The organism is Acidovorax sp. LjRoot194, from assembly GCF_964253015.1.
Classification (GTDB): Bacteria; Pseudomonadota; Gammaproteobacteria; order Burkholderiales; family Burkholderiaceae_C; genus Acidovorax.
This window is the reverse complement of record NZ_CAXUQB020000001.1, coordinates 2,074,619-2,094,438: the sequence shown is the minus strand read 5'-3', so window position 1 is coordinate 2,094,438 and position 19,820 is coordinate 2,074,619. Positions and strand designations below refer to the sequence as shown.

Genomic DNA, 19,820 nt, shown 5'->3' with positions numbered 1-19,820 from the left:
GGGGCGGCACCCAAACAGCGGCTGCTGTGTCACACTTGGGGACTTAGCCCCCTCAGACCCTGGTGTCAGCACATGGCCGACCGTCCACCCTCCGAAATCGCGCGCGAGACACTCAAGCAGCTGGCCATACGCCGCTTGCAGCCCACGCCCGACAACTACCTGGCGCTGTATGACGAGATCGCCGAAACTCGCAGCCCGCAGCCATTTCCCGAAGGACCGCTGAGCCAGATCCTGCGGGTGCTGCCGGGGCAGACCCCGGCGCAAAAGCGCCTTTTGGGCCAATTCGAGCGGGCGATCATCCAGAAGGACTGGTCGTCGTTGCAAAGCACCATGGTCGGCTACGCCAACCTGGGGCTGAACCCCATGTCGGCCACGGCCACGCCCATCGAGACGGCTGCGGACGCCGCCCCGCCCGCCGCCATCCTGCCCGACGAATTTGCGCAGCTCCTGGCGCGCCTGGTGGACAACGTGCTGCCCGCACTGGGCGATGACGACGCCCGCGTGATCGAGATGGCGCAGCAGCTCGTCACCTTCCTGCGCGAGCCCGCGCCCCCCATCTCCACCGCCCAGCTCATGCTGGGCAACTTCACCTATCGGCTGTCTTTTGCCACCGAAGAGCAAGGCGCCATCCGCAGCGGCCTGCTGAATCTGCTGCACATGGTGTTCGAGAACATCGCCGTGCTCAGCGCCGAAGACCGCTGGCTGCAGGGCCAGGCCCAGGCGCTGATGGCAGCATCCACCCCGCCGCTGACCCTGCGCCGGCTGGACGACGTGCAGCGCCGCCTGAAGGACGTGATCTTCAAGCAGGCCGAGGCCAAGGCCCGCACGGTCGAGGCGCAGGAGCAGATGAAGGAGATGCTCACCACCTTCATCGAGCGCCTGGCGCGGATCACCGCCTCCAGCACCACCTACCAGGGCACGATGGAGCGCTGCGCCGACCTGATCGGCAAGGCCAACACCATCGAGGAGATCGCCCCGGTGCTGCAGGAAGTGATGAGCGCGACCCGCTCCATGGCCCTGGACAGCCGCGTGACCCACGACGAACTGCAGGACCTGCGCGAGCGCACCGAAGCCAAGCGCGCCGAGGTGGCCAAGCTGCAGGAAGAGCTCGACCGCGCCAGCGCCCAGGCACGGCACGACCCGCTGACCGGATCGCTCAACCGCAAGGGCCTGGACGAGGCGATGGAGCGCGAGATCGCCCGATCGCGCCGCCTGGGCTCGCCGCTGTGCCTGGCGCTGCTCGACGTGGACAATTTCAAGACCATCAACGACCGCCTGGGCCATTCCGGCGGCGACGCGGCCCTGGTGCACCTGGCACAGGTCACGCGCGAGGTCATGCGACCGCAGGACCTGCTGGCGCGCTATGGCGGTGAAGAATTCGTGCTGGTGCTGCCCGACACCACGGTCGACAGCGGCGTGGCCGCCATGACCCGGCTGCAGCGCGAGCTGACCACCCGGTTCTTTTTGCAGGGCACCGAGAAGGTGCTCATCACCTTCAGCGCCGGCGTGGCCCAGCTGGCAGACAGCGAAAGCAGCGCCGACGCCATCCGCCGCGCGGACCAGGGCATGTACCTGGCCAAGCGGTCGGGCAAGAACCGGGTGATGCCGGCCTAGTCACTCCCCCCTGAGTCGCCTGCGGCGCCTTCCCCCCAGGGGGACGCAGAGCTTGGAAGCCCCCCTGATTCGCCTGCGGCGCCTTCCCCCCAGGGGGACGCCACCCGTGGCCTGGCAGAGCCAGTTCCACGGTGGCACTGGCCTGGGGGCGCGCCGGTATCGACGTCCGCTTGATTAGGATGCTGCTCAAAGCAGCGCCTGCTCGGGCTGCTGTTGCCCATCACCTGAAACGTCACCGACCATGGACCGCCGCGCATTTCTACAACTCGCCGCCTACGCGGCCGCAGCGACTGCCCTGCCCCGCTGGGCGTGGAGCAACGCGCCGTCGCTGTCCACCCACCCGTTTGCGCTGGGCGTGGCCAGTGGCGATCCGGCGCCGGACGGGGTGGTGCTGTGGACGCGCCTGGTGCTGGCCGATGCGGCGCAGCTGCAGGCCGCCCACACCGTGCGGTGGGAGGTGGCGCACGATGCGCGCTTTGCGAAGATCGTGCAAAAGGGCGAGGCGCCCGCCCTGCCGCAGCTCGGCCACAGCGTGCATGTGGAGCTGCGCGGCCTGGCACCGGGGCGTTGGTACCACTACCGCTTCATGCTGGGCGATGCGGTCAGCACCGTGGGCCGCACGCGTACCGCGCCCGCAGCGGGCGACCTGCCGGGCGCGCTGCGGGTGGCCTTTGCCTCGTGCCAGCGGTGGGAACACGGCCACTACGCCGCGTGGCGCCACCTGGCGGCCGACCAACCCGACTTGGTGCTGTTCCTGGGCGACTACATCTACGAATACGCCACGCCCAAGAATGCATCGGACCTGGCGCGCACCCACAGCCTCAAGCTGGCGACCACGCTGGCCGACTACCGCGACCGGTATGCGCTGCACAAGAGCGACCCGGCCTTGCAGGCCGCCCATGCCACCTGCCCCTGGGCCGTGACCTGGGACGACCACGAAGTGCAAAACGACTACGCCGCGGGCGCAGGCCGGGGCGACACACCGCACTTCCTGGCGATGCGCGGCGCCGCGTGGCAGGCGTTCTACGAGAACATGCCCCTGCGCGCCACGAGCCTGGCCCGGCCCTTCCCCGACACCCGGTGGGACGCGCTGCAGGTCTACCGATGCCTGCGCTGGGGCCGCCTGGCCCATCTTCATGTGCTGGACGCCCGCCAGTACCGCACGTGGCAAGCCTGCCGCACGCCCGAATCCGCCAGCGCGGGGGCCGTGCGTGGCGGAGGCTGCGCCGAGCTGGCCGACCCGGCCCGCACCTTTCTGGGTGCGGCACAGGAGCAGTGGCTCGATGCCGGCCTCGCCAGCGACGCGGCTACGCCCAACGACACCCGCTGGAGCGTGGTCGCCCAGCAGACGCTGTTCTCGCCCCGCCATTACCCGTCGGGCACGGTGACCACCGACAACTGGGACGGCTACCCCGCGGCCCGCGCGCGCCTGCTGCAATCGGTGGCCCGCCACGCGCCCCGCAACACCGTGCTGCTGGGCGGCGACATCCACCAGAACTACGTCTGTCGCGTGCACGCTGACGCAGACCGCCCCGACTCGCCCGTCATCGCCAGCGAGTTCTGCGGCACCTCCATCAGCTCGCGCTCGGGCACCACGCAGGACAAGGTGGACGCCGTGGCGCGGCACAACCCCCACGTGCTGCTGGCCCGCTGCGACCTGCGCGGCTACGGCATTGCCGACATCACGCCCGAGCGCTGGACCACCACCCTGCGCACCGTGGACGACCCGATGCGCGCGGACAGCGGCGTCAGCACCCTGGCCAAGTTCGTCGTGCAAGACGGCCGCGCCGGGCCCGTGGCGGCGTGAACGCTCCTCTTTTGATAGCTGGTAGCGCTTATCCAGACAGCGGCAGGGCCGTAAAAAGCTTCAAGCCGTGCGCCTGTAGCGCAATGTAACGGCAAGCCCGTACGCGGACTGGGCACCGTACGATGGCCGCTTCTTGCTTGCCACGAAGGAGAAGCCCATGTCCCCCATCGTCTCGCCGGCCCCGGCATCGTCCCGGCGTTTGCGCCCTGGCCTGATCACCAGCACCGCGCTCGCTGCACTGCTGGCGGGCTGCGCTGGCACCATCAGCCCCTCGCAGTTCGCCTACACCGTGCCGGCACAGCCGGAGGGCTCGTCGGGCTACACCGAAAAACCAGGCTGGGCCACCGAGAAGTTCGCCGTAGCCGCCGCCAACCCGCTGGCCACCGATGCGGGCTACCAGGTCCTCAAGGCCGGGGGCTCGGCGGTGGACGCGGCCATTGCGGTGCAGATGGTGCTGACCCTGGTCGAGCCGCAGTCCAGCGGCATCGGCGGCGGCGCCTTCTTGCTGCACAGCAACGGCAAGGCGGTGGAGGCCTACGACGGGCGCGAGACCGCCCCCGCCGCTGCGGACGAAAAACTCTTCCTCGGCGCCGACGGCAAACCCGTGCCGTTCTACGACGGCGTGGTGGGCGGCCGCTCGGTCGGCGTGCCCGGCACCGTGCGCATGCTGGAGCTGGCGCACAAGCAGCACGGCAAGCTGCCCTGGGCCACGCTGTTCCAGCCCGCCATCACCCTGGCCGAGGGCGGCTTCAAGATCAGCGCGCGGCTCAATACCCTGGTGGCGGCGGACCCGCACCTCAAGAAGGACCCGGTGGCCGCCGCCTACTTCTACAAGGCCGATGGCGATGCCCGCGACGTGGGCGTGAACCTGCGCAACCCCGAACTGGCCGCCGTGCTGCGACGCATCGCCGCCGAAGGCAGCAAGGCCTTGCACGAGGGCGAGATCGCCCAGGCCATCGTCGACAAGGTGCAAAAGCACCCCACCAACCCCGGCAAGCTCAGCCTGGCCGACCTGGCCGGCTACCAGCCTAAAAAGCGCGAGGCGCTGTGCCACGACTACCAGGTCGCCACCAAGGACTTCCGCGTCTGCGGCTTCCCGCCGCCCAGCTCGGGCGCCATCGCCATCGGGCAGATCCTGGGCATCCTCAAGAACACCGACGCCGCCGCCAAGCCGCTGCAGGACGGCATCCCCTCGGCCGACTGGCTGCACCTGTACACCGAAGCCGCGCGCCTGGCCTTTGCCGACCGCGCGCAGTACGTGGCCGACCCCGACTTCGTGCAGCCCCCCGCGGGCAGCTGGAGCAGCCTGCTCGCCCCCGCCTACCTGGCCGACCGCGCCAAGCTCATCGGCGCGCAGAGCTTGAAGGTCGCGCAGCCCGGCAACCCCGGCGCGGTGAAGACCAGCTACGCGCCCATGCCCGACCAGCCCGAGTACGGCACCAGCCACATCAGCATCGTCGACGCTTTCGGCAACGCAGTGGCCATGACCACCACCATCGAAGACCAGTTCGGCGCGCGGCAGATGGTGACCACCAGCGCCGCACGCAGCGGGGGCTTCCTGCTCAACAACGAACTCACCGACTTCAGCTTCGCGCCCGCCGACGCGCAGGGCCAGCCCATTGCCAACCGCGTGCAGCCCGGCAAGCGCCCGCGCTCGTCCATGGCCCCCACGCTGGTGTTCGACAAGGCCACGGGCGAGCTCTTGATGAGCGGCGGCAGCCCCGGCGGCGCGGCCATCATCCACTACACCGCCAAGACGCTGTACGGCGTGCTCAACTGGGGCCTGATGCCGCAGCAGGCCATCAACCTGCCCAACTTCGGCTCCATGAACGGGCCCACGCTGCTGGAGGAAAAGCGCTTCCCGCCCGCCACGGTGGAGGCCCTGCGCGCCCGCGGCGCCGAGGTGCGCGAGATGAACATGACCAGCGGCCTGCAGGCCATCACCCTGGGCAACGCCCATGGCAAGAAGCTGTGGATGGGCGGCGCCGACCCGCGGCGCGAGGGTGTGGTGATGGGCGACTGAACGCGGACCACGGCGCACGCACGATGAACAAATCACTCGCCCGAATTCATCTCGGGTTGGCCATCTTCTACGGATTGATGGCGGCACTGTTGAGCGCGATCCACCTCACAGGCGACAAGGCCAGCGCTACCGGCGTGCTCATTTTTGCAGCCGTGTTCGGCACACCGCTGGTACTCCACGCCCTGGCATTGAGGGGCGTTCGCAATGGGCTGCTGTGGGGTCGCAGCTTGTCTCGGACCCTGGGAATCCTGCTGCTTTTTGCGGTACCGATCGGCACGGTCCTCGGGGCTTTCGTGATCATGCGGACCGGTCCAAAGGATTGGGAAAATTCGGCGAGCGGCTAGCCAGCCATATGGATGCGCCCAGGGTGGCACGCAATCCCAGGAAAAAGTGCCGCTACCGCGCACTGGACAAGCGCCAGCAGCTATCAAAAAAAGAGCATTCTGCCATCCACTGTGCAGAACGCTCTTGGTGCCGTCACCCGTGCCATCAAAGCACCGCCGGCGCTGGCGTCACTGCTCGGCGATCACATCCACAAACACCAGCGGCTCGGTGCCGGTGTTCGCAAGGCCATGGGACTCGCCCTTGCGCACGATCGTCACGTCGCCCGGTTTCACGGCCACGTCCTTGCCGTCCTTGTCGCGAAAGGTTCCGCGGCCGGAAATGATGATGTAGGTATCTTCGTTGGTCGTGTGCTTGTGAAAACCGATGGAGTCGCCCGGCTGCAGCGTGAGCCAGCTGATCTCCTTGATCGCGTGGTCCTTGAGCGCCTTGTCGCGCGTGAAGGCGTATTCGCCGACCAGCGTGCCCTTGCCGCCGCCTGCAGCCTCCTTGTTGGCCTTGATCAGCTCTTCCTTGGTGAACACGTCGGCCAGCGCCGGCGCGGCAACCAATGCCAGTGCGACGGCGGCGCCTGCAGCGCGGGCCAGGGTTTTGCTGTGTGTTGTTGTCATGAAGTCTCCTCGGTGGATGAAGCCGCGGCTGCGGTTGCTTTGACGTTGGCGTTGACCTCGATGCAGCCTGGTGCGGCGGCCACGCCTGCGTGCATCGGGGCGTGTGCCGGGGAGCATGTTAGGCCCGAACGCGCGGCCGCGCTGCCAGGCCGTCAGGGTTCTGACGGTGTGTCACTACAGCCACCGCGCCAGCACCTTCGGCACGCTCGCCACCAGCATCGCCACGCCCGACAGCGTCAGCATGCCCAGCACGATCTGCCGGAACCTCGCGTCGCTGATGCCGTGGTACAGCCGGGCGCCCAGCAGCGTGGGCAACAGCATGGCGGGGACCACGATGGCCAGCAGGGGCAGGGCCTCGCGGTTGATCAGGCCTGTGGCCGCGTAAGTCCCGAAGGTCACCAGCAACATCGCCAGGTTGAAGTTCTGGATGATGGCGCGCTGCACGTCCTTGTCCATGCCGCGCAGGGTGCACCACAGCGTGGGCAGCACGCCGGTGAAGCCGCCCAGGCCGCCCATCACCCCACCGGCCAGGCCGACCACCGCGTCCGCCACACGCCCGCCGCGGGTGATGCGGGGCAACTGTTTGGCCATCAGCATGGCCGGGCACCACAGCACCAGCAGCGTGCCCAGCACGAGCTTGAAGGCGTCCATGTCCAGGCGTGGCAGCACGGCCACGCCCAGCGGAATGCCCGCCAGGCCGCCCAGCACGAAGGGCAGCAGCCGCGCCTTGTCAAAACCCCGGCGCACCGAGAACGCCGCCACCAGCTGGCCGGTGAGTGCGCCGCACACCGTCAGCACCGCGCCCAGGCGCGGCTCCAGCGTCCAGGCCCAGAACGACATGGCCACCATGCCAAAGCCAAAGCCCGACAAGCCCTGCACAAAGCCCGCCGCCACGGCCCCCAGGGCCACCACCCACACCACTGATGAGTCCATCACCTTCCCCTCCGTTGTTGCCGTGCATTGTGGAGAGTTCTCATAAGCAAAGCATCAGCAATTAATATCAAACCATATTGATTTACTAATAGCCCGAAACCAGCCATGCCTGCGCATCTGCCCCTCGACCCCGACGCCATCCACGCCCGCTTGGCCTCGCGCCTGAAGATGCGCCACCTGGTGCTGCTGCAGCAGATCGAGGCGCATGGCACGCTCACCCGCGTGGCGCACCACATGGCCACGAGCCAGCCGGCCATCACCCATGCGCTGGCCGAGCTGGAGGCGATCTTCGGCGCGCCGCTGTTCGAGCGGTCCACGCGCGGCATGGTGCCCACGGCGCTGGGCACCGTGGCGCTGGCCCGCGCGCGCACCCTGCTGCAGGACCTGGGCCACTGGGCACGCGACATGGAGGCCGCCAGTGCTGGCCGCGCGGCGCACCTGCAGGTGGGGGTGATCCCGTTCGTGCCGGGGCGCCTGCTGGCTGCGGCCATCGGTCAGACGCGGCCCCGCGGCCTGCGCGCCACGGTCAGCATCCACGAAGGCACCAGCGACCATTTGCTGCAGCGCCTGCGCGGGCATGAGCTCGACTGCGTGATCGGCCGCACCTCCGCCGTGCTCGACATGGACGGGCTGGTGCACGAGGTGCTCTACCACCAGGAGCCGCGCCTCATTGCCCACCGCCGCCTGTCGGCGCGCCTGGCCCGCAAGCCCCTGGCCTGGGCCGAGCTGGCCGACCTGGACTGGGTGCTGGGCGCGCGGCAGACGCCCATGCGCGAGCAGATCACCGACTTCTTCCTGCGCGCGGGCGTGGTGCCGCCGCAGCCGTATGTGGAAAGCCTGTCGTCCAAGGTCATCGGCGAACTGGTGGCGGCCAGCGAACGGGCCGTGTCCATCGTGCCGGCAGACATTGCCCAGGAGCTGGTGCGCATCGCCGGCGTGGCCATCGTGCCGCACCGCTTCGGCTGGACGCTGCCGCCCATCACGCTGTTCCAGCGGCAGCGGGACGCGCAGCATGCCGAGGTGGCGCTGCTCGTGCAGGCACTGCGAGACGCGGCTACGCGGTTTGCAGCAGAGCAGGCATAAGAAAATACCTATCTCGCGCGCCAATTGCGCCTTGACCTGCGATAGCACCGACCCGACGGTTCTCAGTGACGAACCACTTTGCGCTCGTGCATACACCGACACTAGGCCACCAGTCTTGCTGACTTGGGTATGGTACAGGCGCCCCAGTTGGAGCTTAGGCTTCAGCAGCACCTCGCGCACTGGACACTGGTAGAAGTGTTGACGAATCTGCAGGCACCGCCCCTGCCTTTGCCGCTGTCGTGGCGCATCGCCTTGGCCTGCCGCGCAGGGTGCGCGTGTTTATGGAACGGCTGAAAAGCTTGCTCGAGCAGCACCTGGAGCAGCCATCGCGCAAAGCGCGGTCTATGCGGGCTGCAGCCACAGCATTGACATACGCCTTATGTGACCGGAAATCCCCTGTCACCGACCAGAGCATATAGTGTTCGAGATGGAACCTTTGTAGCCGGCTTGTGACTTACAGGCCACCACTACAAGGAGTACCAGCTTGATTCATCCTCAATTCGAATTCGTGCTGTCTGCTGTGCGCACGGCACTCAACCTCCCGGGCCTGCAGCCCGCCGATGATGGAACGTGCCAATTGGTGGTCGACGACGAGATCGTGGTCAACCTTGGGTGGATGGAGGCGCAAGCCCAGGTGGTTTGGTTCGCACCCGTGGGTTCGCTGAAGGGCGCGGCGGACCGCAGCCGCGCATTGGCGGACCTGTTGCGTGCCAATTTGTTCTGGCAGGAAACCGGTGGTGCGACACTCGCGCTGGCGAAGGATGATGACACGGTCGTGCTGGCTTACCAAACGCCCGCGCACAACATCACCGGCGAAGAGGTGCTAGCTGTGCTGCAATGGTTCATCGACATGACGGCCGCGTGGGTGGACAAGTTCGACGCGCTGGTACGCCCGCCAGAGGAGGCAGCCGCTCCGGGCATGGGAAGCTTTACGCTTGGCGCGTTCGCATCCGGCATGCTGCGCGGTTGAGGAGCACGCCATGCCACCAGTCGGTATCCAATCCTTCATCAATTATTCCGGCGGTGCTGCGCAAAGCGTCAGCTTGGCCAATGCTGGCAACGCGCTTCGCGCTGTCACCGGGTCGCTGGGCGAGCGTGTGTCGCTGTTCTTCACGCGTGCCACCACGATCCAGGCGCAGAATCAGGCGGTACGGCAAGAGTTTGCCAACGCGCTCACAACCCAGTATGGCGCGGCCGTAGCCAACCGCGTGTTCACGCCCGCGCACGTCAACCAGACACCGCTGTCCGCTCGCGAAGTGCGCACCGCCCTGGGCCAGGCCGCCTTGGAAAACCACCGGAACACCGCGCTCGCCGGCCAGCCCCCCATCGGTGCCTTCGCCACACAAAAACTGGAGGCGCGAGAAACCAGCTTCCTGCGCAACAACGCGGGACCCTTGCAGGCCAACGTTATGACCGGCCAGGTCGCCACGCAGATCGTGAACGCCTACCAAGCATCGGGCGCCATGGCCCTGGACCAGGAAGCCACACGCATGGCAGCCAGCGCGGCCCTTGGCACCGCGGCCGACGTTCAGGCTACCGCGGTGGTCAACCACGCCGTGGCCAACATGGCCACGCCCAACGCGGCGCGACAGCCGATGTACGAGGCCTTCCTGCGCACTGCGCTGGCGAACATGGCCCCGCGCGCCATGGCGGCCGACCCGCGCCCCAATTGCCCGCTGCTCACGCAACTGGCGGGCAAGCTCGCAGAGTCGCTGGACAACCACATCGGCATGATGATGAGCACACAGATCATGGCCCACCCGAACCATGACGCGCTGGCTCTCCAACTGGCAGCCGACCCGGTGGCGCTGTTCGCCCAGAACCCCAGCATGCTGCAAGCGCTGGACACCGAAATGGTGGCCTTTACCCGCAACATCGACGACATGCTGCAGCGCGTGCAGGCCGACATCGCCGGCATCGAGAACACGTTCTTCGCGGGTGCGGCAGCGGGTGATGTGACCGGCATCCACGTCACCGGCAGTGACCCGCACCATGGCGGCCAGCGGGTGATGATCATGACCTTCGCCAATTTTCCGAACGATCCTGTGGTCTACAAACCACGCGACTGCCGGGTAGACGCCTGCATCGCGGGCGAAGGCGGCGCAGGTGGCGTACCGGGCAGCCTGGCCGACATCGTAAATAATGCCGTCGGCGCAAACACCATACCGACCTACCGCTACATGCTGGGTGGCTTGAACGGCGACGAATACGGCTTCGTGCAGCACCTTTCGCACCAGGCGGCGGATTTCGATTGCGGCGCCAACGCCGCCCTGGCCGGCAATTACTTCCGCGACATGGGTCGCCAGGCGGCCGTGGCCTATCTGTGCGGCGTGACCGATTTGCACCAAGGAAACTTCATCGTCTCGGGCGGGAGGCCGCACATGACCGACCTCGAGATCGCCTTCAGCCGCTCGGTGCTCGACCGTACCGGCGCGCTGCCCAGTGTGGGCGCCACGGGTCTCGACCGGGCGCTGACCAGCGTGGACGAAAACGAGTTCCGCCTGCCCTTCATGGTGGGCGGAGGCGGTGCGTTCGTTCCCCAGCATAATGTCGCGCCGAGCGCCACCGCGAATTTCGTCAATTTCAATGGGCATCCTGCGCGGCTGGACGATCCCATACACGGAGCCGCGTTCCAAGCGGAAGCGCAGACAGGCTTTGACGAGGTGCTCGACGCCCTGGCCGCCAACCCTGCCAACGGGCAACTCACCACGCTACTGCACAACCACTTCGGCGGCATGAACGTGCGCTACCACCCCATCACGACCCTGTCGCAGCTGCAGACGCTCGAAGTGCGCAAGCTCAACTCCGATTTGGCGCCTGACCGCGCCGTGGCGGGCAACCTGACCGTCGGCGACGTGGACCAACGTTATGCTCTGGGAGATGTACAACACCGTTTCGACGCCGTGGCCAGACAGGACTTCGCGATCGGCGACGTGGCGTATTTCACCCGACAGCTCGGCAACGCGCAGGACGTGTTCCACCACGACCGCAACGGTGCAGCCGTGGTGCCCGACGTCGGTCACGTCTTCGGCTATGACGGGCTTGGCGATGCACTGGCCCGCATCGCCGATATCCATAACAACCCCGCGACGGTTTTGGCGATGAAAGCCAGCATGGCGAACTTGGTAGGGTAAACCTACATATGCACGGTGCTGGGCATTGGCTCGGCGCCGTTCCAAGGAGGCTCTAGACCCCGCTTGAGCCAGAGGCTTCATCGACAGGGAACGCATCCAGTGGCTGAACGAAGCGCGCGACCCCGAGGACATCGCGCAGCATTACGAGCGTGGGCCGCAGCTGACCTTGAAAGCCAGTTGGGGACGAACCTTCGGATTGGATCGGCGTAGCTTCAGGCATCGCAGTCGAGCACGCACCCCAGCGGGAAACTGCATCTGAAATGGCCGAGTTCCGGAAGCACACCGCGCTGAGGGTGCGAGCCCATGCGACCGACGGCGACAACGCGAAAGCAATCAAGCGCGGACCTAGCGCGGCTCTCCCCTCAATACAAGGTAGCCTGCTGCCGCGTTGGCAGCGCTTCGTCATACGCAGCACCATCAAAAGCGTCGTGCGTGATGGCCGCCAGGATCGCGCCCGGCGTGGGCACCGGGCGCGGGGTGCCGGCGGGCACGGCGTCCCACAGGCGCGAGCGCTGGATGGCCCGCGCGCACTGGAAGAACACGGTGTCCACGTTCACCACGATCACGCATTGGGGCGGCTGGCCGTTGACCACGAAGCGCGCGAGCAGCTCGGGCGCCACGCTGATGCGGGCGCGGCCATTCACCCGCAGGGTTTCGCCCACACCCGGAATGAGAAACAACAGCGCCACGCGCGGGTCGGTCAGGATGTTGCGCAGGCTGTCGGCGCGGTTGTTGCCGCGGCGCTCGGGCAGCAACAGGGTCTTATCGTCCAGCAGTTGCACAAAGCCCGGCGGGTCCCCGCGCGGCGATGCGTCGAGCCCGCCGGGGCCGGTGGTGGCCAGCACGGCAAACGGTGCGGCCTCGATCATCGCGCGGTAGGTGGGGTGCACGTAGGGCACCTCTTTGTGGAGGGAGGCATCGCCGGGCTGGCCCATCAGCGCCTCCAGGGCGGCCAAGGTGTCGATGGCATGGGGGTCCGCCTGCGCAAGGGCGGGGCCTGCGGTGGCGGCGGTTTCGGTGGCGGGATGAGGTGGCATGGCGGTCTTGGTCGGTAGGTGATGGCAAGGATCAGGGCCGGGGTCCATGGTGCGCGAGACGGCCGCCGCTGGCAAATCACATTGGACATTGGACATTGCAGCGGAGCATGCGTGACAACGTCTCCCCCATGCCGCCCGCCATGACGCCTCCAATGTCACCGCGCCGCCTCCGCTCCACGCTTTGCGGCGTGGCTTCAGCTGCAGCAGCAACTGCACAGCCGAAAGCCCTGAAGCCAGCGCTGACCCGTGACGCCTCACTGTCAGCGCAGCGCCTCAGCGCCTCAACGCGCGGGGCGCAGCTTCACGCCCGGAAAGTCCACTGGCACCGCCAGCGCCACGTTCACGTAGTTGGTGTACAGGTTCAGCGCCACGTGGGCGACGATCTCGACGATGTGCTCGTCGTCCAGGCCCTGGTCGCGCAGCGCCTGCACGTCGGCGGCGTCGACCTGCCCGCGCTCGTTGACCAGTTGCAGTGCAAACCGCAGCACGGCGGCGGTGCGCGGGTCGGCCGATTCGCCCGACTGCGCGGCGGCCAGCGCGTCGCCGCTCACGCCCGCCTTGCGACCCAGCGCCGTGTGAGCGGCCAGGCAGTAGTCGCAGGCATTGCGGTTGGCCACGGCGACGGCGATCTGCTCACCCAGCGCGGCACCGATGACACCACCTCCCAGGGCGCCGAAAGCGCTCCACATGCTCTGCAATGCCGCCGGTGAGTGGGCCACTGCGCGGAACATGTGGGGTGTGGCGCCGAAAGCACCGTGGATCTGGTCCAGCAGCGCGCGGGCCGGGCCGGTGGCGGTGGCGCGGTCCACGAGGGGAATGCGGGGCGAGGCGGAGACAGCAGCGGTCTGGGAGGTCATGGTGGTTTCCTTGAAGTGTTGGGAAAGAGGTTGCAGGCCGGCGCCCAGGGGGTTGGGGCACCGGGTGCTTGATGAACTCAGCACCCCTGCAGTGTCTGGCCGAGAGCCGCACCATTGGGAATGAATCATCTACAATTCATACCCATTCATCCAAAACCACGGCCATGACCCAGAGCGACTCCACCCCGCAGCCCGCGCCGTTCGACCGGCTGTCGTCGCTGCTGGAGCGTTTTCGGGTGCGGGCGCATCTCTTTCACACCGGCCCGCTGTGCGGGGTGACGCACTTCGCGGCCGCGCCCGGGCGGGGGTTTTTGCATGTGCTGCGGCGCGGCGAGATGGTGGTCACCCACCAGCCGCTGGCCGGCCCGCCCGAGCGGCTGGAGGTCTGCGAGCCCAGCCTGCTGTTCTACGCGCGGCCGCTGGAGCATTTTTTTCACAACGCGCCGGTGGACGGCTCGGACTTCACCTGCGCCGCGCTCGACTTTGACGGCGGCGCCAGCCACCCGCTGGCCCGCGCCCTGCCCCCGCTGGTGCTGCTGCCGCTGGCTGACGTGCCGGGACTGCAGCTGTCGCTGGACCTGCTGTTTGCCGAAACCGACCACCTGCGCTGCGGCCACCGCGTGCTGGCCGACCGGCTCTTCGAGGTCGTGCTGCTGCAGTTGCTGCGCTGGCTGCTGGACCACCCCGGCAGGGCGCAGATGCCGCCCGGCCTGCTCACCGGGCTGGCCGACCCGCAGCTTGCGCGCACGCTCACGGCCCTGCACGAAGCGCCCGGCGAGCCGTGGAGCCTGGAGCAGATGGCCGCGCAGGCCGGCATGTCGCGCAGCGCGTTTGCCGCCCGCTTCAAGGCAGTGGTGGGCGAGACGCCTGCGGACTACCTGGCCCACTGGCGGCTGACGCTGGCGCAGGCCCACCTGCGCGGCGGCCGGTCGATCAAGTCGATGGCGCAGGAGCTGGGCTACGCCAACCCGTCCGCGCTGTCGCGCGTGTTCGCGCAAAAGCTGGGGCTGTCGCCACGCGCGTGGCTCGATGCCATGGGGCAGCCGTGACGGACGCCAGGGCGCGGTGATGCGGTAGGAAGGCGGTAGGAAGGCGAGACGGAGGCGTGCAGGCCTGGCGGGCGCGGGCACTGCAGCAGCGTACAGGGCGCTTTTCATAAATGAAAAATGCCTCTACCGCTCTCTGGACAAGCGCGAACAGCTATCAAAACAGTAGCGCCTATCACTTTCAGCACCCGGGGACAGTGGCCCTGAGTGGCAACGCGTGTGCATCCCCCCGCACCGCTCACACGCGGCGGCGATGGCTTTGCTTGGTGCGGTACATCGCCGCATCCGCGTTGGCCAGCAAGGTGTGCGCGTCCTGCGCATCGCGCGGGAACAGGCTCACGCCGATGCTGGGGCGCACGGGCAGCGGGCGGCCTTCGATGCTCAGGGGCACGTGGAAGGCGCGCTCGAGCTTGGCGGCGATCTGCAGCGCTGCGTCTTCGGAGTCGACGTTCTCGCACAGCACCGTGAACTCATCGCCCGCCAGCCGCGCCACCGTGTCGGACTGGCGCACCGCCCCCACGATTGTGCGGGCTGCAGCCTGCAGCACCAGGTCGCCCACCGCATGGCCGTGCGCGTCGTTGATGCGCTTGAACTCATCGAGGTCCACGAACAGCAGCGCGCAGGCGCGGCCGCTGCGGCGCGACAGCTCCAGCGCCTGGGCCAGCCGCTGCTCGAACATGCGGCGGTTGGGCAGGCCGGTGAGCGCATCGTGGTGGGCCAGGTGGGCCATGGCGTCGCGGCTGGCGTTCAGCTCGGTGATCTGGCGGCCGATCTGCTGCTCCATGTCGTGAAAGCTGCGCGCCAGCTCGCCGATCTCGTCCTTGCGCTGCAGCGGCAGGTCGCTGTGGGGCCGGCCCTGCGAAAACGCCTGCGCGGCACGCACCATGGCCTGCAGCGGCTGCGTGACCAGGCGCGACACCCCTGCGGCCAGCAGCACGCCCACCGCGCTGAGCACCAGCAGGATCTTGAACACGCTGCGGCCGAGCTCCAGCACCTCGCCCTGCACCGCAGCCAGCGGCTGCGACAGCCCCACCACCATGAACCGGCCCTCACCCTCCCGCCCGAACGGCATGCGCACGAACGAGAACGCGCGCGCCTCCTCGTCGTCGTCGGTGGCCGGCTGGCTGAACACGGCCTCCGTGCGGGCGCCGCTGATCAGCGGGGCGGCGGGCGCAAAGGTGTCCTGCACCAGAATGCGCTGCCCGCGGTCGAAGCCGAAGGCCTGGGTGGCATCCGGGTGCACCAGAAAGTCGCCCCAGCGGTTGCTCAGGAAGAAGCCATACGGCGCGGGCAGCGCTGCATGGAAGCTCTGCAAGAACCGCTGCGCCGCCACCCGCACCACCACCACGCCCCGCACCTGGCCGCCGCGCACCACCGGAGAGGCCATGCTGAAGACCGGCAGCGCCTCGGCATCGTCCGCGCCTTCGTGGTTGATGCCGAACTCCGACACATACACCTCGCCCGCGCCCAGCGCCAGGGTTTCGAACACGAAGGGGAAGTGCGCCTTCTCCTGCAGCTCGTCGTCGCCAGCGCGTATCCAGGCGTCACCCTTGCGGTCGATGCGCACCTGCTCGAGGCCATAGTCCTGCGCCGCGATGAAGCGGATCTGCAGGTAGCTGGGGTGGGTGATCAGGCTGGCGCGGAACACATCGGCCAGCACGTTGCGGTCCTGCTCGATGCTGGCCACGCTGGCCAGGAAGGCGGCGTCCCGCGCCACTGCGCCGAAGCCCGCCTGCAGGTGCCGCGCCAGCACCTGCGTGGTGGCCAGCAGCGCCTGCTCCGCCCGCCCCTGCAGGCGCGTGCGGCTGGACTCGAAGGTGTAGTAGCCCGCCAGCAGCGCGGCCAGCACGCTGAAGGACGCGAGCAGCACGGCCAGGCGCAGCGCAATGCCCCAGGTCACGCCGCGGCTGTGAGGCGACGCCATCGTCAGAACCTCGCGGGCCGGTCGCCCGACAGGATGCGCCGCCACAGCTGCGCGCGGCGGGCTTCGTCCTCCACCGGCTGCAGCCACACGATGGTGCCGGCGGGCGCATCGCCCGACAGCGCGGGCGGCTCCTCCAGCGTGTTGGCCAGGCCCTGGCGCCGCGTGAGCTCGCGGCTTACGGCCGGCTTGAGCATGTAGTCGATCCACTGCGCCGCCAAGCCCGCCTGCGTGGAGCGGCGGGTGATGGCCCAGCAGTCGAGCCAGGCCAGCGCCCCCTCGCGCGGCACCACGTAGCCCACGTCCAGCCCCGCGTCGCGCAATTGCTTGAGCTGCTGCTGGCCGTAGTTGGCATGCATGACCGCGATGCGGTGCTTGCGAAACAGCTCCAGCGATTCTTCGGGCAGGCTGTAGAACGAGCGCACGTTGCGCCGCAGCGCCACCAGGTCCCGGGCCAGCGGGCCGAACTGGCTGGCGGCGATGTGAAACGGCGGCAGCCCCCGGTACATGGCCGCCAGCGAAAACCCGTGGCTGCTGCCGTCGAACGCCAGCACCCGGCCGCGCCAGCGCGGCTCCCACAGCACGCCGATGGACTGCGGCGGAGTCGTGAACTGCTGGCGGTCGTAGATGAGGCCCATCTCCGAATAGGTGTAGGGCATGCCATAGACATCCATGCCCTGGGCCAGGCCAGCGATGGCCTGCAGGTTGCGAAAGCGCGGCAACTGGCGCTGCGTGTTGGGGATGTTGTTGAGCGGCAACGGTGCCAGCAGGCGCCTGGCCACCAGCCGGGCGATTTCCGCCGTGTTGGCGGCCACCAGGTCAAAGCCCGGCGCTGCGGTGCTGGCCAGTTTGGCGCGCATCACGTCGTCGGACGCCACGGTGGTGATCTCCACCTTGACCCCGTGGCGCTTTTCAAACGTCGCCACGATGTCGGGGTCGGCATAGCCCGGCCAGGACAGCACGCGCAGCACCGTGGCGGCCCGCGCGGGCACGGGGACGAATACTGCAGCAGCCCAAGGCAGCAGCGCAGCCAGGTCCCTGCGCCGCAGCGCAGAGGTGCTGGACGCGTGCGTCGCCCGCCACCGTGCCATTGCCACCATGCCCGAAAGCCTTTTTTGCAATACTTGGTAACAAACAGTTTACGCGGACAATAGGCTGGTGACGATCCCCCAGTCTTTCATCCAGGAACTGCTTGCCCGCGTCGATGTGGTCGACATCGTGGGCCGCTACGTGCAGCTCAAGAAAGGCGGGGCCAATTTCATGGGGCTGTGCCCCTTCCACGGCGAAAAATCCCCCTCCTTCAGCGTGAGCCCCGCCAAGCAGTTCTATCACTGCTTTGGCTGCGGCAAGAACGGCAACGCCATCAGCTTTCTGATGGACCACGCGGGCATGGGCTTCGTCGAGGCGGTGCAGGACCTGGCCCAGCAGGTGGGCCTGCAGGTGCCCGACGACGACATCTCCCCGCAAGAGAAAGAGCGCGCCGCCGCCGCCCGCCAGAAGCAGGCCACGCTGACCGATGTGCTGGAGAAAGCGGGCGACGCGTACCGCCGCCAGCTGCGCGAATCGCAGCGGGCCATCGCGTACTTCAAGGGGCGTGGCGTCTCGGGTGCCATCGCCAAGCGCTACGGCCTGGGCTACGCGCCGGAGGGCTGGCGCAGCCTGGCGAGCGTGTTCCCGCACTACGACGACCCGCTGCTGGAAGAAAGCGGTCTGGTCATCGTGGGCGAGGACGGGCAGGACAAGCGCTACGACCGCTTCCGCGACCGGGTGATGTTCCCCATCCGCAACGTCAAGGGCGAATGCATCGGCTTTGGCGGGCGCGTGCTGGGCGATGACAAGCCCAAGTACCTGAACTCGCCAGAGACCCCGGTGTTCCACAAGGGGCGCGAGCTGTACGGCCTGTTCGAGGCCCGCACCCCCATCCGCGAGCACGGCTACGCCCTCGTCACCGAAGGCTACATGGACGTGGTGGCGCTGGCACAGCTGGGGTTTCCGAACGCGGTGGCCACGCTGGGCACGGCCTGCACGCCCGAGCATGTGCACAAGCTGCTGCGTTTTACCGAATCGGTGGTGTTCAGCTTCGACGGCGACGCCGCCGGCCGGCGCGCAGCGCGCAAGGCGCTCGATGGCGCCCTGCCCCACGCCACGGACACGCGCAGCATCAAGTTCCTGTTTCTGCCGGCCGAGCACGACCCGGACAGCTTCATCCGCGAAAACGGCACCGACGCCTTTGCCAAGCACGTGAGTGAGGCGGTGCCGCTCAGCCGCTTTCTGGTCGAATCGGCCAGCGACGGCTGCGACCTGGCCACCGCCGAGGGCCGCGCCCACATGGCCAGCAACGCGCGCCCGCTGTGGACGGCGCTGCCCGACGGCGTGCTCAAGCGCCAGGTGCTGGGCGAGCTGGCGGACCTGACCCAGCTCAAGGCACAGGACCTGGCGGACCTGTGGGGCCAGGCCACGGCGCGCGAGACACCGCGGTCCTCCCACTCCGGCCATGGGGGCACAGGCAATCCACAGCCCCGGCAGGCCCCTGCGGCCTACGACCACGAACCGCCTTCCTGGGACACCCCGCCCGACGGGGGGGCGTGGCCGCCCCAGGGCGAACCAGCCGGGGGATATGACGGTGGCTACCAAGGCGGTTATGGCGGCGGGGGCGGCGGTGGCACGGGACAGGGCGGCCAAGGCGGCAGCTACGGCAACAAGCCCCCGTTCCGCAAGGGCGGCGACTGGAAAAGCAACTGGAAAAAACGCGACAAGGACGCCCCCTGGCCGCCCCAGCCCCGCCTGCCGCGCACACCCACCGCCAGCCGCACGGACCACGCCGCGCGCCTGCTGCTGTCGCACATGGCGTTTCTGGAAGAGCTGACGCACGACGACCACACCACTCTGTGCGCGTTGCAGCCGCCCCACGGCCCGCTCTTTGGCTGGCTGGAGGCACAGTTCCATGAACACGGGCCCCTGGCCTGGGCGGTGCTGCGCGAAAGCCTGCGCGATCACGAGTGCGAGGCGCTGGCCGTGAAGGTGATGACCGGCTCGCACGCCCAGACCGAAGGCGATTTGCAGGAGCTGCGCACGGAACTGCGCGATTTACTGAACCGCATGCAGGTCGAGGACATCGAAGAGCAGCAAAAACTGCTGATGCTGCAGGCCGCCACCGACGCGACCGCCCTGGAGCGCTACCGCGAGCTGGAACAGAAACGCAGGGTTTTGTTGGGCGTGGGCGCCAAGACCGCTTGAAATACTGCCAAGAGGTATAATGTAGGGTTAGTTAGCGGCAAGAGCGACAGCAGCACCTCCGAACCGGGCCACCGTGACAAACGCGCACAACAGCCCAATCATCGCAAGGACTGCACACCAAATGATCGCCCAGACATCTTGCCCCTGAGGGTTTCCCCTCAAAAAGCGCATGCCT

15 protein-coding genes are annotated in these 19,820 nt (G+C 68.0%); 9 read left to right on the top strand and 6 right to left on the bottom strand.

Translation table 11 applies throughout. The features are described from left to right. Positions 1 to 72: 72 nt before the first annotated feature. The 4 genes from ACSQ3N_RS09475 (at position 73) to ACSQ3N_RS09460 (ending at position 5,788) form a co-directional block, all read left to right on the top strand. Positions 73 to 1,614 carry a GGDEF domain-containing protein gene (locus ACSQ3N_RS09475; RefSeq protein ID WP_056173897.1) on the top strand — a complete coding sequence of 514 codons (1,542 nt, stop codon included), beginning with the start codon at positions 73 to 75 and terminating at the stop codon, positions 1,612 to 1,614. 241 nt (positions 1,615 to 1,855) lie between these two features. After that, positions 1,856 to 3,421, top strand: coding sequence for an alkaline phosphatase D family protein (locus ACSQ3N_RS09470; protein ID WP_056173894.1), 1,566 nt, complete (start codon positions 1,856 to 1,858; stop codon positions 3,419 to 3,421). 157 nt (positions 3,422 to 3,578) lie between these two features. Then, positions 3,579 to 5,444: a gamma-glutamyltransferase family protein gene (locus ACSQ3N_RS09465; protein WP_156372228.1), complete on the top strand. Its 1,866-nt coding sequence runs from the start codon at positions 3,579 to 3,581 to the stop codon at positions 5,442 to 5,444. Positions 5,445 to 5,467: 23 nt separating this feature from the next. Then, complete coding sequence (locus ACSQ3N_RS09460) at positions 5,468 to 5,788, top strand: hypothetical protein (protein WP_156372227.1); 321 nt, start codon at positions 5,468 to 5,470, stop codon at positions 5,786 to 5,788. A 168-nt stretch (positions 5,789 to 5,956) separates the two neighbouring features. On the opposite strand, the gene ACSQ3N_RS09455 is transcribed toward ACSQ3N_RS09460, so the two are convergent. Together ACSQ3N_RS09455 and ACSQ3N_RS09450 are read right to left on the bottom strand one after the other, a co-directional pair. Further along, positions 5,957 to 6,397, bottom strand: coding sequence for a cupin domain-containing protein (locus tag ACSQ3N_RS09455; RefSeq protein ID WP_056173887.1), 441 nt, complete (start codon positions 6,395 to 6,397; stop codon positions 5,957 to 5,959). Between the two features lie 174 nt (positions 6,398 to 6,571). Then, positions 6,572 to 7,330, bottom strand: coding sequence for a sulfite exporter TauE/SafE family protein (locus ACSQ3N_RS09450; RefSeq protein WP_056173885.1), 759 nt, complete (start codon positions 7,328 to 7,330; stop codon positions 6,572 to 6,574). Positions 7,331 to 7,435: 105 nt separating this feature from the next. Between ACSQ3N_RS09450 and ACSQ3N_RS09445 the strand changes: the two genes are divergently transcribed. The 3 genes from ACSQ3N_RS09445 to ACSQ3N_RS09435 all read left to right on the top strand — a co-directional run bounded on the left by ACSQ3N_RS09445 (position 7,436) and on the right by ACSQ3N_RS09435 (position 11,547). Then, complete coding sequence (locus ACSQ3N_RS09445; protein WP_056173882.1) at positions 7,436 to 8,413, top strand: LysR substrate-binding domain-containing protein; 978 nt, start codon at positions 7,436 to 7,438, stop codon at positions 8,411 to 8,413. Positions 8,414 to 8,897: 484 nt separating this feature from the next. After that, positions 8,898 to 9,383, top strand: a complete 486-nt coding sequence (locus ACSQ3N_RS09440) for a type III secretion system chaperone (protein WP_056173879.1) — start codon at positions 8,898 to 8,900, stop codon at positions 9,381 to 9,383. Further along, positions 9,349 to 11,547 carry a DUF4135 domain-containing protein gene (locus ACSQ3N_RS09435; protein ID WP_436146129.1) on the top strand — a complete coding sequence of 733 codons (2,199 nt, stop codon included), beginning with the start codon at positions 9,349 to 9,351 and terminating at the stop codon, positions 11,545 to 11,547. Before ACSQ3N_RS09440 ends, ACSQ3N_RS09435 begins: the two co-directional genes overlap by 35 nt. Positions 11,548 to 11,909: 362 nt before the next feature. Here ACSQ3N_RS09435 and ACSQ3N_RS09430 read toward each other — a convergent pair whose 3' ends face one another. Further along, on the bottom strand, positions 11,910 to 12,584 hold the full coding sequence (locus tag ACSQ3N_RS09430; RefSeq protein WP_082517141.1) for a pyridoxamine 5'-phosphate oxidase family protein: 675 nt from the start codon (positions 12,582 to 12,584) through the stop codon (positions 11,910 to 11,912). A gap of 281 nt (positions 12,585 to 12,865) precedes the next feature. Next, positions 12,866 to 13,441 carry a carboxymuconolactone decarboxylase family protein gene (locus ACSQ3N_RS09425; RefSeq protein ID WP_056173875.1) on the bottom strand — a complete coding sequence of 192 codons (576 nt, stop codon included), beginning with the start codon at positions 13,439 to 13,441 and terminating at the stop codon, positions 12,866 to 12,868. A gap of 164 nt (positions 13,442 to 13,605) precedes the next feature. Here ACSQ3N_RS09425 and ACSQ3N_RS09420 point away from each other — a divergent pair, with 164 nt between their 5' ends. Continuing rightward, positions 13,606 to 14,490: a helix-turn-helix transcriptional regulator gene (locus tag ACSQ3N_RS09420; protein ID WP_056173872.1), complete on the top strand. Its 885-nt coding sequence runs from the start codon at positions 13,606 to 13,608 to the stop codon at positions 14,488 to 14,490. A 235-nt stretch (positions 14,491 to 14,725) separates the two neighbouring features. Here the strand turns inward: ACSQ3N_RS09420 and ACSQ3N_RS09415 are convergent, their stop codons facing one another. Both ACSQ3N_RS09415 and ACSQ3N_RS09410 read right to left on the bottom strand, forming a co-directional pair. Next, positions 14,726 to 16,411, bottom strand: coding sequence for a GGDEF domain-containing protein (locus ACSQ3N_RS09415; protein WP_235507507.1), 1,686 nt, complete (start codon positions 16,409 to 16,411; stop codon positions 14,726 to 14,728). A gap of 2 nt (positions 16,412 to 16,413) precedes the next feature. After that, positions 16,414 to 17,508: an ABC transporter substrate-binding protein gene (locus ACSQ3N_RS09410; protein ID WP_082517140.1), complete on the bottom strand. Its 1,095-nt coding sequence runs from the start codon at positions 17,506 to 17,508 to the stop codon at positions 16,414 to 16,416. A gap of 58 nt (positions 17,509 to 17,566) precedes the next feature. Here ACSQ3N_RS09410 and dnaG point away from each other — a divergent pair, with 58 nt between their 5' ends. After that, positions 17,567 to 19,645, top strand: coding sequence for a DNA primase (gene dnaG, locus ACSQ3N_RS09405; RefSeq protein WP_056173868.1), 2,079 nt, complete (start codon positions 17,567 to 17,569; stop codon positions 19,643 to 19,645). Positions 19,646 to 19,820: the final 175 nt, after the last annotated feature.

What these genes read in the sequence shown, in the direction of transcription:
- ACSQ3N_RS09410 (WP_082517140.1), bottom strand. Translation starts at nt 17,508, where the DNA reads ATGGTGGCAATGGCACGGTGGCGGGCGACGCACGCGTCCAGCACCTCT.
- ACSQ3N_RS09420 (WP_056173872.1), top strand. Translation starts at nt 13,606, where the DNA reads ATGACCCAGAGCGACTCCACCCCGCAGCCCGCGCCGTTCGACCGGCTG.
- ACSQ3N_RS09455 (WP_056173887.1), bottom strand. Translation starts at nt 6,397, where the DNA reads ATGACAACAACACACAGCAAAACCCTGGCCCGCGCTGCAGGCGCCGCC.
- ACSQ3N_RS09470 (WP_056173894.1), top strand. Translation starts at nt 1,856, where the DNA reads ATGGACCGCCGCGCATTTCTACAACTCGCCGCCTACGCGGCCGCAGCG.
- ACSQ3N_RS09430 (WP_082517141.1), bottom strand. Translation starts at nt 12,584, where the DNA reads ATGCCACCTCATCCCGCCACCGAAACCGCCGCCACCGCAGGCCCCGCC.
- ACSQ3N_RS09415 (WP_235507507.1), bottom strand. Translation starts at nt 16,411, where the DNA reads ATGGCGTCGCCTCACAGCCGCGGCGTGACCTGGGGCATTGCGCTGCGC.
- ACSQ3N_RS09450 (WP_056173885.1), bottom strand. Translation starts at nt 7,330, where the DNA reads ATGGACTCATCAGTGGTGTGGGTGGTGGCCCTGGGGGCCGTGGCGGCG.
- ACSQ3N_RS09445 (WP_056173882.1), top strand. Translation starts at nt 7,436, where the DNA reads ATGCCTGCGCATCTGCCCCTCGACCCCGACGCCATCCACGCCCGCTTG.
- ACSQ3N_RS09425 (WP_056173875.1), bottom strand. Translation starts at nt 13,441, where the DNA reads ATGACCTCCCAGACCGCTGCTGTCTCCGCCTCGCCCCGCATTCCCCTC.
- ACSQ3N_RS09465 (WP_156372228.1), top strand. Translation starts at nt 3,579, where the DNA reads ATGTCCCCCATCGTCTCGCCGGCCCCGGCATCGTCCCGGCGTTTGCGC.
- ACSQ3N_RS09460 (WP_156372227.1), top strand. Translation starts at nt 5,468, where the DNA reads ATGAACAAATCACTCGCCCGAATTCATCTCGGGTTGGCCATCTTCTAC.
- ACSQ3N_RS09475 (WP_056173897.1), top strand. Translation starts at nt 73, where the DNA reads ATGGCCGACCGTCCACCCTCCGAAATCGCGCGCGAGACACTCAAGCAG.